A 13,717-nucleotide genomic window follows, 5' to 3' on the forward strand; every position below is an offset into this window, starting at 1 on the left:
GGTCGGCGTCACATGAGCTGCCCGGTGACCCAGCATCTACGTACAGGTAACTTCCAAGTCAGCACCTGCCAGAACCCGCCTTCCAGCCCTCATGGAGCCGCGTGATGCCCGAAGCCGTGATCGTCTCTGCTGCCCGTTCCCCCATCGGCCGGGCCTTCAAGGGTTCGCTGAAGGACCTGCGTGCGGACGACCTGACCGCCACGATCATCCAGACCGCGCTGGCCAAGGTGCCCGAGCTGGACCCCAAGGACATCGACGACCTGATGCTCGGCTGCGGCCTTCCCGGCGGCGAGCAGGGCAACAACCTGGGCCGCATCATCGCCGTGGCGATGGGCATGGACCACCTTCCCGGCTGTACGGTCACCCGCTACTGCTCGTCCTCCCTCCAGACCAGCCGGATGGCGCTGCACGCCATCAAGGCCGGCGAGGGCGACGTCTTCATCTCGGCCGGTGTCGAGATGGTGTCCCGCTTCACGAAGGGCAACTCCGACAGCCTGCCGGACACGCACAACCCGCTGTTCGCCGACGCCGAGGCCCGCACCGCGGCCCGCGCCGAGCAGGGCGGCGACGACTGGCACGACCCGCGCGAGGACGGCCTGATCCCGGACGCCTACATCGCGATGGGGCAGACCGCGGAGAACCTGGCCCGCCTCAAGGGCGTCACCCGCCAGGACATGGACGAGTTCGGTGTCCGCTCGCAGAACCTCGCCGAGGAAGCCCTCAAGAACGGCTTCTGGGAGCGCGAGATCACCCCGGTCACCACCCCGGACGGCACGGTCGTCGCGAAGGACGACGGCCCGCGCGCGGGCGTCACCATGGAGGGCGTGCAGGGCCTGAAGCCGGTCTTCCGCCCGGACGGCCTGGTCACCGCGGGCAACTGCTGCCCGCTCAACGACGGCGCCGCCGCACTTGTGATCATGTCGGACACCAAGGCGCGCGAGCTGGGCCTGACCCCGCTGGCCCGGATCGTCTCGACCGGTGTCTCCGGGCTCTCCCCCGAGATCATGGGGTACGGACCGGTGGAGGCCAGCAAGCAGGCGCTGAAGCGGGCCGGGCTGACCATCGACGACATCGACCTGGCCGAGATCAACGAGGCGTTCGCCGCCCAGGTGATCCCCTCCTACCGCGACCTCGGCCTGCCCCTGGAGAAGGTCAACGTCAACGGTGGCGCCATCGCCGTCGGCCACCCGTTCGGCATGACCGGCGCCCGGATCACCGGCACGCTGATCAACAGCCTGCAGTTCCACGACAAGCAGTTCGGCCTGGAGACCATGTGCGTGGGCGGCGGCCAGGGCATGGCGATGGTCATCGAGCGGCTGAGCTGAGCTGCAGCGGAGGGTAGGGGTCGGCTGAGGAACGAAGGCGGCACCTGCCCGCAGCGGAAGCGAAGCGAACGCGACCACAAACACCAGCGGCTGAGCTGAGCTGTAGCGGAGGGTGGAGGTCGCCTGAGGAACGAAGGCGGCACCTGCCCGCAGCGGAAGCGAAGCGAACGCGACCACAAACACCAGCGGAAGCGAAGCGAACACGACCAACCGACAGGTTCCGAGCCCCGACCGTGACCGAATCTCCCCCAGGATGTGATCTATCTCCTGGGGGAGAGTCATTTTCGCAGGTCACACTCACCCCAGGGTTAAACACCAGGCCCATGACCTGTCCATTTCGTGACGTATTGCACTGACAGCGGGCGGAGGTAGGGGACAAGCTGAGGTAGGAAGTCGGAGGATCGATTGAAACCGGGAGTATGTCAGTGAGCGCCATGTCTCTTGCCTTGTTGCTGACCACCGCCGCTGCCACGGCCGTGGGCGCCGCTGCTCTGCACGCTGCTCACGGGCTGCGCAAGCAGATCACGGCCCTTCGTGCGGAGCTGACCGCGACCCGCGTCCACGGCGCCGCCGTGCCCACGCAGAGCCGCAACGAAGCCACCCCGGCCGCCGAGATACGCGCGGCCGTCGCCGAAGCACTCGCCGAGGAACGGGAGCGCGAACTCGCCGAGGCCCGTGCCTTCTGGGCCACCCAGGAAGCCCGCGACGCCGCCGACACCCCGTCCCTGTTGGGCGGTCTGACCGGGGTCGGCGAGGAGGCGCCGTTCTTCATGCCGCGCCAGGCCGACTTCGCCGGTCTGGAGGCGATGGACTTCGACGCCACCGAGGCGCTCGAAGAGCTGACGGAGCTCACCGAGCTGGCGGACATAACCGAGCTGCCGGAGACGGCGGAGTTCGCCGAGGACTCCCCCGAGCTGGCCGCGGCCCGTCGCCGGCACCCCTCGCACCCCGACTTCGTCCCCGTACAGACCCCGGTCGTCACCGACCACGAGCGCACCGTGAACCGCCTGGAAGAGCTCGCCGACAGCCGTACGGAACTCGCCGACGTACGCCCCGGCCCGCTCGGCACCCTCGATGTGTATGTCTTCGCCGACGGCACCACGCTCTGTATGACCCCCGGTCACCGCGAGACGGCCGAGCGTCTGGCCGAGTCGCTGCTCGCGGGTGAGCACCCGATACTGCTGGGCGGCTCCGGTGTCTCCGGCGCGTACGCCCTCACCTTCTCCTGCGGCGAGGAGAACATCTACATCCTCGCCGACCGCGTCATCGCCTCGTTCTAGTCCCGGGCATCCGGGCGGAGCGGCTCTCGTCGGCAGCCGCCCTCCGGGCCGCCAGGCGGCCCGCCCGCCGCCGCTACGCGAACGCCCGCGCAGCCGCCTCCTCCACGAATTGCACGGCCTCGTCCAGCTCCGCCGACGGGGCCGTTTCCAGTGCCAGCGCCAGGTCGCTTCCCGCCACGGCGAGTTGGTCACCGATCGCGAAGATCCCGGCGTCCGGCATGATCCGCGGCTCCCGGTCCGGTGCCTCGATGCGCTGGGCACGCAGCGCCAATTCCCTGGCCGTGGCCAGTCCTTCGGCAGCCGCTCCGCGCTGCAGACGGCTCTGCGGGGCGGCGCGCAGCCGGTCGGCGAATCGGTCCACGGCGGTGATCAGCGGGGTTGTATCGAGCACTCCGCGACCCTACGCGCCCCTCCGGGACGGTTGCCAGCAGGCCGACGCTCCGGCACGGTGCAGAGAAGGATCAGCAACGCGCAGTGCGTCGGAGGCACCGATGCCCCGAGTCCTCTCCGAAGGAAAGCGGAACGGCCCGATTCTTCCCCGAAGGAAAACGGAACGGCCCACAGGCTGAGCCTGTGGGCCGTTCCGTTTTCCTTCGTTCCCGGCGCGGGGCCGATTTCCTTCGTTCCCGGCGCGGGGCCGTGCGTCAGTCGTCGCCGCTGAGGATGGAGAGCAGACGCAGCATCTCCAGGTAGATCCAGACCAGGGTCATGGTGAGGCCGAAGGCCGCCAGCCAGGACTCCTCGCGGGGGGCGCCGTAGGCGATTCCGTCCTCAACCTGCTTGAAGTCCAGGGCCAGGAAGCACGCGCCGAGGATGATCCCGATGACGCCGAAGAGAATGCCGAGGCCGCCGCTGCGGAAGCCCAGGCCGTCACCGCCGCCGAACACGGAGAACAGCAGGTTGACCACCATCAGGAGCATGAAGCCCATGGCGGCGGCCATCACGAAGCCGTAGAAGCGGCGGGTGACGCGGATCCAGCGCATCTTGTACGCGAGCAGCACACCGGCGAAGACACACATGGTGCCCATCACCGCCTGCATCACGACGCCCGGCCCGATGTACGTACTGACCGCGCTGGAGATCACTCCGAGGAAGACACCCTCGAAGGCGGCGTACGAGACGATCAGCGCCGGGGACGGCCTGCGCTTGAAGGACTGGACGAGCGACAGCACGAACGCCACGAGGGCGGCGCCGATCGCAATGCCGTAGGACTTGCCGAGGTTGGCCTCGTCGACCGGCAGCGCTGCCCAGGCGAACGCGGCGCCGAGCACCACGGTGCCCAGTGTGATCGCCGTGCGCGTGACGACGTCGTCGATCGTCATCGCGCCCGAGCGCGCCGGTGCCTGCGGAACGCCGTACTGGGTGTCCTGCTGGGCGTAGGGGTTGGTGGCGTACGGGTTCGCGGCGGTGCCCTGCGCGTACGGGTTCGCACCCGCGGCGGGGGCCCCGGCCTGCGGCGCCGCGTTGAAGCCCGCATATCCGTTGTCGCGGCTGAAGCCCCGTCGCGAGAAGACCGGGTTGCTGCTCCTCATCTCACTCCTCCATGGCCACCCTGCGTGGCCTTCCCACAAGAGTAATGGGTAGGCAAAAGAATCAGACTAGTGCTTGGGGAGGATCTTTAGTGGAACCGACGGCATACGTCGGGTTCCGGTGAGCCCGGTCGACAGCCGGGGTGACCGGGCACCGGAAGGATCATGTGCTGCGCGCACCGCGCCCCCGCTCACCCCCTGCGCGCGGTGGTGCCCGGAACCGGACTCGAACCGGTACGCCCCCGAGGGGCAGCGAGGTTTAAGCTCGCCGTGTCTGCATTCCACCATCCGGGCCTGGCGCGCGGCTCCGCGTTGGCACATGACCCTATCCGGGGGCTTCCTCCGATCAGCGGACGGATGGCGCGATCTTGTCTTATTTTATTGACCGTTTGAGGGGTCGTCAGCACCCGTGAGGGGTCATCGTCACATGCCCGGGCGGGATAGCGGGCGCCGCGGCCGGCCATCCGGATTGACGTAAAGTCGCCGCACTCGGACGGCGCATTCGCCAGGCGCGCGCCAGTGATCGCCATGGGCGCGCCACCCCGCCGGCCAGCGGTGCCGTCGGCGCCGTCCGGGCACGGATCCGTCACCGGGCCTCCTCGGAGCCCTCTCACATCCTCAGAAGCCTCTCAGGGCCGAGGACTCCACTCGTGTGATGCGGAACACGGTGTTCTCCCAGCAGCGGGTTGACGACCGTGCCACCCGGACGGGCGAATGCCCTCAGGGGCGGTGTCATACCGGAGGAGGACACAGGGACCCCTCGGTGCGACTCAAGAGGGCCCCGGGAACGGGCACCGGGACTGACGTTCTGCGGCGATACGACGGTGAGGATGGAATGGTTCCCGAACAACCGAACGGGACCGAAACACACCCGGACGAAGCTCTCGGCCGGAGCCCCGAATCAGGAGATCCCCGTGACCACCACCTCCACCGCACACCGCGTCACCACGGTGGCTGCCCGCGCCACGGATCTGTCGAAGGTCTACGGACAGGGCGAGACCATGGTCACGGCCCTGGACCAGGTCTCCGTGGACTTCCCGCAGGGCGAGTTCACCGCGATCATGGGCCCCTCCGGCTCCGGCAAGTCCACGCTGATGCACTGCGTGGCCGGCCTCGACAGCTTCAGCAGCGGCTCGGTGCGGATCGGTGAGACGGAGCTGGGCTCCCTCAAGGACAAGCAGCTCACCCAGCTCCGCCGGGACAAGATCGGCTTCATCTTCCAGGCGTTCAACCTGCTGCCGACCCTGACGGCGCTGGAGAACATCACGCTCCCCATGGACATCGCGGGCCGCAAGCCCGACGCCGAATGGGTGCGCCGGGTCATCGACATGGTGGGCCTCTCGGACCGGCTGTCGCACCGGCCGACCGAGCTCTCCGGCGGCCAGCAGCAGCGCGTCGCGGTGGCCCGCGCCCTGGCCTCGCAGCCGGAGATCATCTTCGGTGACGAGCCGACCGGGAACCTGGACTCCCGCTCCGGCGCCGAGGTCCTCGGCTTCCTGCGCAACTCGGTGCGCGAGCTGGGGCAGACGGTGGTGATGGTGACCCACGACCCGGCGGCCGCCTCCTACGCGGACCGGGTGATCTTCCTCGCGGACGGCCGGATCGTCGACCAGATGATGCACCCCACCGCGGACGGGGTCCTCGACCGGATGAAGGCGTTCGACGCCAAGGGCCGTACCAGCTGAGCCCGTCCGGCCACCCCCGCTCCCGCTTCCGGAACCCATCCCAGGACTGACAGACATGTTCCGTACCGCCCTGCGCAATGTGCTCGCGCACAAGGCCAGACTCCTGATGACCGTCCTCGCCGTCGTACTCGGCGTGGCCTTCGTCTCCGGCACCCTGGTCTTCACCGACACCCTCGGCAACGCCTTCCGCAAGCAGTCAGCCAAGAGCTACGACGACGTCGCCGTCGCCGTCACCACCTACGCCGACCAGCGCGACGACAAGACGCCCGGCATCGACGCCGCCACCCTGAAAAAGCTCCAGGGCCTGGACGGCGTGGGCACCGTCACCGGCCGGGTCTCCGGCTTCGCCGGGGTCGCCGACCCCGACGGCAAGCTGATCGGCAACGGCTGGTCCAACGCCGGCGGGAACTACTCCCCCGGCAAGGACGGCAAGGACCCCGCGTACACCTTCACCGACGGCAAGGGACCGGACGCGGCCGACCGGATCGCGCTCGACCAGGAGACCGCGACGAGGGGCAAGTACCACGTCGGTGACAAGGTGCGGGTCGCCACCAACGGGCCGGTGAAGGAGTACACCCTCTCCGGTGTCTTCACCACCGAGGACGGCGCGGTCAACGCGGGCGGCAGCCTGGTCCTCTTCGACGCCCCGGTCGCCCAGAAGCTGTACCTCAGGGCCGGCGAGTTCCGCGACGCCACCATCTCCGCCGCGGCCGGCGTCTCGGAGGAGAAGCTGCTCACCGAGGTGAAGCCGCTGCTGCCCAAGGACGCCGACGCCAGGACCGGCACGGCTCTCGCCGATGAGCAGGCCGAGCAGATCGAGAAGGGTCTGAAGAGCCTCAACACGATGCTGCTCGTCTTCGCAGCGATCGCCCTCTTCGTCGGCGTGTTCCTGATCGCCAACACCTTCACCATGCTGGTCGCCCAGCGCACCAAGGAACTGGCACTGATGCGCGCCGTCGGCGCCTCCCGCCGCCAGGTCAAGCGCTCCGTGCTCCTGGAGGCGGCGGTGGTCGGCGTGATCGCGTCGGTCGTCGGCTTCCTGCTCGGCCTCGGCCTCGCCACCGGACTGCGCTCCGCGATGGGCCTGATGGGCGGGAAGATCCCGGCCGGTCCGCTGATCGTCTCGCCCACCGCGGTCGCCGCCGCGTTCGCCGTCGGCGTGCTGATCACCGTGCTGGCCGCCTGGCTGCCCGCCCGCCGGGCCGCGAAGATCCCGCCGGTCGCCGCGATGAGCAGCGTCCACGCGGTGGCGACCGTCAAGTCCCTGGTGCTGCGCAACTCGATCGGCGGGGTCCTTGCCCTGCTCGGCGCCGTGGGCATCGTGGCGGGTGCGGCGAAGGGTTCGAGCGGCCGGACCCTCATCGGGGTCGGCGCGTTCCTCGCGCTGATCGGTGTGATCGTGCTCATTCCGCTGCTGTCGCGGCCGGTGATCGCGCTGGTCCGCCCGTTGCTGAAGCGTCTGTTCGGGGTCTCCGGCAAGCTGGCCGCGCAGAACGCGGTCCGTAACCCGCGGCGCACCGGAGCCACCGCCTCGGCGCTGGCGATCGGTCTCACCCTGGTCACCGGCATCTCGGTGCTGGGCGTCACCCTCGGCCAGGCGATCGACCGGGCGACGACGGACAACATCAAGGCCGACTACATGGTCTCGATGGCGAGCGGCAACCCGCTCGACGAGTCGGCACTCACCGCCCTGGAGAAGGCCCCCGGTGTCACCGCGGTCTCGCCCCAGCAGGCCGCCTCCTTCCAGGTCAAGGAGGACTACCAGTCGGCCTCCGGGGTCACGCCGGGCGATGTCGAGAAAATCTTCGCCCTGAACACGGTCTCCGGTTCGCTGGACTCGCTGAGCAAGGGCGAGATCGCCGTCAACGACAAGACGGCGAAGTCGAACGGCTGGAAGACCGGCGACACCCTGCCGGTGACGTTCGAGGACGACAAGAAGGGCACCCTGAAGATCGGCGCGATCTACCAGGCGAACGACCTCCTCGCGTCGGTCCTGATGCCCAGGAGCATCGTGGACGCGCACCAGAGCCGCCCGGAGATCCGCGAGGTCTGGCTGAAGATGGACGGCGGCGTCTCGAAGGCCCATGAGCAGGCCCTGATCGACGCCCTGGGCGACAACCCGGCGATGTCCGTCATGGACCGGCAGGACATCAGGGACACGTTCGGCGGCTTCATCAACCAGGCCCTGAACATCATGTACGGACTGCTGGCGATGGCCCTGATCATCGCGGTGCTCGGGGTCGTCAACACCCTGGCCATGTCGGTCTTCGAGCGCCAGCAGGAGATCGGCATGCTGCGGGCGATCGGCCTGGACCGGCGCAGGGTCAAGCGCATGATCCGGCTGGAGGCCGTGGTCATCTCGCTCTTCGGCGCGGTGGTCGGCGTCGTACTCGGCACGTTCCTCGGCTGGGCGATCGGCGAGTCCCTGAAGTCCGACATCCCGGACTACGCCCTGGTCATTCCGTGGGACCGGATCGCAGTCTTCCTGGTGCTGGCCGGACTGGTGGGCGTGCTGGCCGCGCTCTGGCCGGCTCGCAGCGCCGCGAAGCTGAACATGCTGACGGCGATCAAGACCGAATAGCGGTCGGTGGCAGGTCACATCGGTGGCAGGTCAGGAAGACGCCCGAGGGCCGGTACCCGCAGTCTGGAACTGCGGGTACCGGCCCTCGGTCCGTCCCGGGTGTCAGCCGGTCGTCGGCGCGGGCCAGACGCGGGCCCGCAGCGGCATGCGGGAGGCGCCGCCCTCCGCCGGGCGCACCACGAGGATCTGGTTGACGCCGATCTTGTTGTGCTCGAAGGACAGGGCGGAGGCGGCCATGTAGAGGCGCCAGACCCTGGCCCGTCCGGGCGAGGTCATCCGGACCGCGCGGTCCCAGTGCTTCTCCAGGTTGGCGACCCAGCTGCGCAGGGTCCGTGCGTAGTGTTCGCGGATCGACTCGACGTCGCGGGTCTCGAAGCCGGCTTCTTCGAGGGTGGTCACGGTCCGCCCCACCGGGGCCAGTTCGCCGTCCGGGAAGACATAGGCGTCGATGAACTCGTCCACCTGGTAGGCGGACTCGTCCTTCTCGGGGCGGCGGGCGATCTGGTGGTTGAGCAGCCGGCCACCGGGCCTGAGGAGTGCGTAGAGGTCGTCGGCGTACTCACGGAAGCGGACCGAGCCGACGTGTTCCGCCATGCCGATGGACGAGATGGCGTCGTACGGGCCGTCCCTGACGTCCCGGTAGTCCTGGACCCGGATCTCGATCCGGTCGGTCAGGCCCTCGTCCGCGATGCGCTTCCTGGCGTAGGCGGCCTGTTCGACGGAGAGGGTCACTCCGGTGACCCGGGCGCCGTACTCGCGGGCCGCGTGGAGGGCCATGGAGCCCCAGCCGCAGCCGACGTCGAGGAGGCGGTCGCCCTCCTTCAGCGCGAGCTTGCGGCAGACCAGGTCGAGCTTGTCGCGCTGGGCGTCCTCAAGGTTTCCGTCGTCCTCCCAGTAGGCGCAGGAGTAGACCATGGACGGTCCGAGGACCAGTCCGTAGAAGTCGTTGCCCACGTCGTAGTGGTGGCTGATGGCTTCCTTGTCCCGGCGCTTCGTGTGGAGGGTGCCGGTACGGCGGCGTACCTCCTCGGGCGGCGGGGGCGGCGGGAGCCAGGGGCCGGCGAGTTGCAGCAGCCCTCTGGCGAAGGCCCGCACCTTCGGGTCGCGGACCGGGTGGACACTGTCCTCGGCCTCCGGGCCGCGGTCCCAGATCAGCGAGGCCATCAGGTCCAGGGCCTCGTACAGATCGCCTTCGATATCGAGTTCGCCCGCCACCCAGGCGCGGGCCAGGCCCAGTTCGCCCGGCTTCCAGAGCAGCCTGCGCAGCGCGCGGCGGTTCCGGATGATGAGGACGGGGGCACCGGGCGGTCCTGATTCGCTGCCGTCCCAGGCCCGGATACGGACCGGCAGCTTTTCTCCCAGCAACTCCTCGGCGAGAGCGGTCAGCCGCAATGCGGCGTCTGCCATGGCGCACACCTCCGTGATGGTGTTCCCAATGTGCCCAAACATGCTCGAACATGCCGGTAACCACGCCGGGGCACCACGACGCCACGGCGAGGTACCTACCCGTCAACAGTCTGCGGAGCGCACTCCATCCCGCCACAACGCAATGGAACGGCAAAATACCTGTACGGCACACTTACCTTCTGGCGTGCGGCGCCCGGGTGGCGGGCCGCGGGGGCGAGTACGCCGAAGGGGCCGTCCGCACCACGGATGGCGGACGGCCCCTTCGGGCGTTGTGCACGTACGGCGCGGGCCAATGGGCCCGCGAGCGGACTAGTGCGGGAGGGGCACTAGGCCTTGGCCTTCTCGCCCTCGGTCTTGGCGGCGGCCGGTGCCGGGGCCGGCTTGGCGGCCTCGTAGAACTCCTCGCGCGGCGTCTCCATGGCGCCGAGCGAGACGACCTCGCGCTTGAGGAACATCGCAAGGGTCCAGTCGGCGAAGATCCGGATCTTACGGTTCCAGGTCGGCATCGCCATGCCGTGGTAGCCACGGTGCATGTACCAGGCGAGACGTCCCTTGAGCTTGATCTTCATCTTGCCCATGACGATCATCGCGACGCCCTTGTGCAGCCCCAGACCGGCGACCGCACCCTTGTTGGCGTGGCTGTATTCCTTCTGCGGGAAGCCGCGCATCCCGGAGATGACGTTGTCGCCGAGGACCTTGGCCTGACGCAGCGCGTGCTGGGCGTTCGGCGGGCACCACGCGTTCGGGTTGCCGGCCCTGCGCCCGACCATGTCCGGGACCTGGGCGTTGTCGCCCGCGGCCCAGATGTAGTCGGTGCCCTGCACCTGGAGCTTCTCGGAGGTGTCCACGTGACCGCGCGGACCGAGCGGCAGGCCGAAGCGGGCCAGCGCCGGGTTCGGCTTCACGCCGGCCGTCCACACGATGGTGTTGGAGTCGACCTCCAGGCCGTTCTTCAGCACGACGTGACCGTCGACGCAGGAGTCCATGGAGGTCGAGAGGAAGACCTCGACACCACGGGACTCCAGGTGCTCCCGGCCCCAGGTGCCGAGCTTCGGACCGACCTCGGGAAGGATCTTGTCGGCGGCGTCGACGAGGATGAAGCGCATGTCCTCGCGCTTCACGTTCATGTAGTACTTCGCCGCGTCGCGGGCCATGTCCTCGACCTCGCCGATGGTCTCCGCGCCGGCGAACCCGCCGCCCACGAAGACGAACGTCAACGCCCTGCGGCGGACGTCCTCATCGGTCGTCGAGTCGGCCTTGTCCAGCTGCTCCAGGACGTGGTTGCGCAGGCCGATGGCCTCCTCGATGCCCTTCATGCCGATGCCCTGCTCGGCGAGGCCGGGGATCGGGAAGGTGCGGGAGACCGCGCCCATCGCGATGACCAGGTAGTCGAAGGGAAGCTCGTAGGCCTCGCCGACGAGCGGCGCGACCGTGGCGACCTTGCGGTCCTGATCGATGGTCGTGACGCGGCCGGTGAGGACCTCGGCCTTCGGCAGGACGCGTCGCAGCGGGACGACGACATGCCGAGGCGAGATGCTGCCGGCAGCAGCTTCGGGGAGGAAGGGCTGGTACGTCATGTACGAGCGCGGGTCGACAACCGTGACGGTCGCCTCTCCGTAGCGCATCTTCTTCAGAATGCGTCGAGCTGCGTACAGGCCTACGTACCCACCGCCTACTACGAGGATCCTGGGACGCTCCGTGGTGCTCATGCCATCGAGTATCCACCCCCCTCGCCGGGCGGCCTCGTGAGCCCCTTCACAAGCTACCACCCACCCTCTGCTACACTGCGCCGCCCGCGTGACCGAGGTCATGACGCCGGAGGGGAACCACGGCACGGCGGCAAACGTTGCTCACCACCTGTGAGCTGGCCCTTGAGCCTCCGGACCGGGTGAACCACCGCTCCGGTTCACACGCGGGCAACACGCCCGGAACGGTCCCGTATCGACACGGAACACCCCCGAGAGGGGCCCCGGGTGCCCATACGGACCAGAACCGCCCTCCACGGGGCCGAATTCCTTGTGAAGAAGTTCACGAACTTCGTCGCGACGTGTCCCGCAAAGAGCCCCCCGGGTGGTCCACGTCAGCTCAAAAGTACAGGCCAAAATGCGTATGAGCACCGTTCTCGCACCCCTCGGGAGGACCGGCGCGCACCGTCGGGCGCCACCGCTCCCCGCCACCGCTCCCCACCGCCGCGGAAGCGGACCTACGCGACCGGCCAGCCGATTCCGTCGGGCATCGCCTCCAAAGCGTCACTCACTCCCGAGCCCGTGCATGTGTACACAATCGTGCGTACACTTTCTTCATGGCCGAGAGCACTGTGACTGTACGGGAAGCCCGCGCACACCTGGCGGACCACATCAATCGTGCCGAGGAGGGCACACCTACGGTGATCACCCGCAACGGCGAGCCCGTCGCGGCCGTGGTGCCGATCGCGGACTTCAACGCGCTGGAGGAAGCAGCCGACGTGTTGCTGGCCCGGGAGGCGGAAGCGATCCTGGCCCAGGACGGCCCGACGGTGTCCATGGCTGAGCTGCTGGCAGACCTGTTCGCCGATCGCACTGACGACGCGGCGTGAAGTACGCGTTCCGGTTCACTGCGGCGGCACAGCGGCAACTTCGAGCCATCGACCGGCCTGCCGCCATGCGCATCCTGGCCGCGCTGACCGCGCTCGGCGACGATCCGTACCGTGAGGACGCCGACATCAAGAAACTCACCGGCCCGTCTGGCCTTTATCGGCTCCGGGTCGGCAGCTACCGGGTCGCCTATCAGGTCGAAGACGGCGAGCTCATCATCCTCGTCGTCAAGATCGGCGACCGGCGCGACATCTACCGCAACATCTGAGAGCAGTCAGCCCGGAGCCCTGAGACTCCGGGTCGCCTCACAGCTGGGGTCTTTCGTTTGGATCAGGCCGGACCCCGCGTGATCCAAACGGTCACTCGTCGTCGAGTGCGGCGTGCCAAGCAATGCCGTCGAGGATGTCGTGTTCGCTGACGACGACCTCCCGGGCCCCGGTCCGCTCCATCACGGCGAGCAGGATCAGCGCCCCGGAGGTGATCACATCGACCCGCCCCGGATGCATCGCGCCGATCGCGGCACGCTCGGCGTGGGTGGAGGCGAGGAGCCGTCCGGTGATCTCCCGCACCTGGTCGAGGGAGATCCGGGAGTGGTGGATCGCCGCGGAGTCGTACGCGTCGAGCCCCAGGGCGATGGCGGCGACCGTGGTGACCGTCCCGGCGAGGCCGACGAGGGTGGCGGCGCCGGTGAGCGGGACGCTCTCCTCGGCGAGGTCGAGGGCCGCGTCGATGTCGGCGCGGATCGCGGCGATCTGACCGGGGGCCGGCGGATCGCTCACGACGCCGTCGCGCACCAGGTGCCGCTCCGTCATCCGGACGCACCCCATGTCCACGGAGCGCGCGGCCCGCACGTGGTCGTCGCCGATGACGAACTCGGTGGAGCCGCCGCCGATGTCCACGACGAGATACGGCTTCGCGAGGTGATCGCGGCCCGCGAGCTCCTTGGTGGCTCCGGTGAAGGAGAACTCCGCCTCCTGGTCGCCGCTGATCACCTCGGGCTCGACTCCCAGGATGTCCTTCACCCCGCGGACGAACTCGTCCCTGTTCTCCGCGTCCCGGGAGGCGGAGGTGGCGACGAAGCGGATCTTCCGCGCCCCGTACTCCTCGATCACCTCCGCGTACCGGCGGCAGGCGGCGAACGTCCGCTCCAGCGCCTCGGGCGCGAGCCGGCCGGTGCGGTCGACGCCCTGGCCGAGGCGGACGATCTCCATCCGCCGGTCGAGCTCGGCGAACTCACCCGTGGACGGGTCCGCGTCGGCGACGAGCAGACGGATGGAGTTGGTACCGCAGTCGATGGCGGCCACGCGGGTCATGGGTGCTCCTGGTCCGGGGGCGCG

11 protein-coding genes and 1 tRNA gene are annotated in these 13,717 nt (G+C 69.0%); 6 read left to right on the plus strand and 6 right to left on the minus strand.

Annotated features, from left to right (window positions below; genetic code table 11):
* Window positions 1-104: 104 nt before the first annotated feature.
* A complete protein-coding gene (locus tag ACF08M_RS10765) occupies window positions 105-1,325 on the plus strand; it encodes an acetyl-CoA C-acetyltransferase (RefSeq protein WP_392184883.1) in 1,221 nt (406 codons plus the stop codon).
* A 449-nt stretch (window positions 1,326-1,774) separates the two neighbouring features.
* On the plus strand, window positions 1,775-2,605 hold the full coding sequence (locus tag ACF08M_RS10770; protein WP_392185061.1) for a hypothetical protein: 831 nt from the start codon (window positions 1,775-1,777) through the stop codon (window positions 2,603-2,605).
* A gap of 73 nt (window positions 2,606-2,678) precedes the next feature.
* Here ACF08M_RS10770 and ACF08M_RS10775 read toward each other — a convergent pair whose 3' ends face one another.
* The 3 genes from ACF08M_RS10775 to ACF08M_RS10785 all read right to left on the minus strand — a co-directional run bounded on the left by ACF08M_RS10775 (window position 2,679) and on the right by ACF08M_RS10785 (window position 4,428).
* Window positions 2,679-2,996, minus strand: a complete 318-nt coding sequence (locus ACF08M_RS10775; RefSeq protein WP_392184884.1) for a hypothetical protein — start codon at window positions 2,994-2,996, stop codon at window positions 2,679-2,681.
* 253 nt (window positions 2,997-3,249) lie between these two features.
* Window positions 3,250-4,137, minus strand: a complete 888-nt coding sequence (locus ACF08M_RS10780) for a Bax inhibitor-1/YccA family protein (RefSeq protein ID WP_392184885.1) — start codon at window positions 4,135-4,137, stop codon at window positions 3,250-3,252.
* Window positions 4,138-4,342: 205 nt separating this feature from the next.
* A tRNA-Leu gene (locus ACF08M_RS10785) sits at window positions 4,343-4,428 on the minus strand.
* Between the two features lie 620 nt (window positions 4,429-5,048).
* Between ACF08M_RS10785 and ACF08M_RS10790 the strand changes: the two genes are divergently transcribed.
* On the plus strand, window positions 5,049-5,819 hold the full coding sequence (locus tag ACF08M_RS10790; RefSeq protein WP_392184886.1) for an ABC transporter ATP-binding protein: 771 nt from the start codon (window positions 5,049-5,051) through the stop codon (window positions 5,817-5,819).
* A gap of 55 nt (window positions 5,820-5,874) precedes the next feature.
* Window positions 5,875-8,400: an ABC transporter permease gene (locus ACF08M_RS10795; RefSeq protein ID WP_392184887.1), complete on the plus strand. Its 2,526-nt coding sequence runs from the start codon at window positions 5,875-5,877 to the stop codon at window positions 8,398-8,400.
* A 102-nt stretch (window positions 8,401-8,502) separates the two neighbouring features.
* Here ACF08M_RS10795 and ACF08M_RS10800 read toward each other — a convergent pair whose 3' ends face one another.
* Entirely contained in the window at window positions 8,503-9,807 is a 1,305-nt protein-coding gene (locus ACF08M_RS10800; protein WP_392184888.1) for a class I SAM-dependent methyltransferase, read from the minus strand.
* A 326-nt stretch (window positions 9,808-10,133) separates the two neighbouring features.
* Complete coding sequence (locus ACF08M_RS10805; protein ID WP_392184889.1) at window positions 10,134-11,516, minus strand: NAD(P)/FAD-dependent oxidoreductase; 1,383 nt, start codon at window positions 11,514-11,516, stop codon at window positions 10,134-10,136.
* 593 nt (window positions 11,517-12,109) lie between these two features.
* Between ACF08M_RS10805 and ACF08M_RS10810 the strand changes: the two genes are divergently transcribed.
* Window positions 12,110-12,382 carry a type II toxin-antitoxin system Phd/YefM family antitoxin gene (locus tag ACF08M_RS10810; RefSeq protein ID WP_392184890.1) on the plus strand — a complete coding sequence of 91 codons (273 nt, stop codon included), beginning with the start codon at window positions 12,110-12,112 and terminating at the stop codon, window positions 12,380-12,382.
* Window positions 12,379-12,648, plus strand: coding sequence for a type II toxin-antitoxin system RelE/ParE family toxin (locus tag ACF08M_RS10815; RefSeq protein WP_392184891.1), 270 nt, complete (start codon window positions 12,379-12,381; stop codon window positions 12,646-12,648). The genes ACF08M_RS10810 and ACF08M_RS10815 overlap by 4 nt, the downstream gene beginning before the upstream one ends.
* A 91-nt stretch (window positions 12,649-12,739) precedes the next feature.
* On the opposite strand, the gene ACF08M_RS10820 is transcribed toward ACF08M_RS10815, so the two are convergent.
* Window positions 12,740-13,693 carry an exopolyphosphatase gene (locus tag ACF08M_RS10820; protein ID WP_392184892.1) on the minus strand — a complete coding sequence of 318 codons (954 nt, stop codon included), beginning with the start codon at window positions 13,691-13,693 and terminating at the stop codon, window positions 12,740-12,742.
* Window positions 13,694-13,717: the final 24 nt, after the last annotated feature.

The sequence above is a fragment of the Streptomyces sp. NPDC015032 genome (assembly GCF_043080425.1).
GTDB lineage: Bacteria > Actinomycetota > Actinomycetes > Streptomycetales > Streptomycetaceae > Streptomyces.

What these genes read in the sequence shown, in the direction of transcription:
- ACF08M_RS10765 (WP_392184883.1), top strand. Translation starts at nt 105, where the DNA reads ATGCCCGAAGCCGTGATCGTCTCTGCTGCCCGTTCCCCCATCGGCCGG.
- ACF08M_RS10780 (WP_392184885.1), bottom strand. Translation starts at nt 4,137, where the DNA reads ATGAGGAGCAGCAACCCGGTCTTCTCGCGACGGGGCTTCAGCCGCGAC.
- ACF08M_RS10795 (WP_392184887.1), top strand. Translation starts at nt 5,875, where the DNA reads ATGTTCCGTACCGCCCTGCGCAATGTGCTCGCGCACAAGGCCAGACTC.
- ACF08M_RS10800 (WP_392184888.1), bottom strand. Translation starts at nt 9,807, where the DNA reads ATGGCAGACGCCGCATTGCGGCTGACCGCTCTCGCCGAGGAGTTGCTG.
- ACF08M_RS10805 (WP_392184889.1), bottom strand. Translation starts at nt 11,516, where the DNA reads ATGAGCACCACGGAGCGTCCCAGGATCCTCGTAGTAGGCGGTGGGTAC.
- ACF08M_RS10810 (WP_392184890.1), top strand. Translation starts at nt 12,110, where the DNA reads ATGGCCGAGAGCACTGTGACTGTACGGGAAGCCCGCGCACACCTGGCG.
- ACF08M_RS10820 (WP_392184892.1), bottom strand. Translation starts at nt 13,693, where the DNA reads ATGACCCGCGTGGCCGCCATCGACTGCGGTACCAACTCCATCCGTCTG.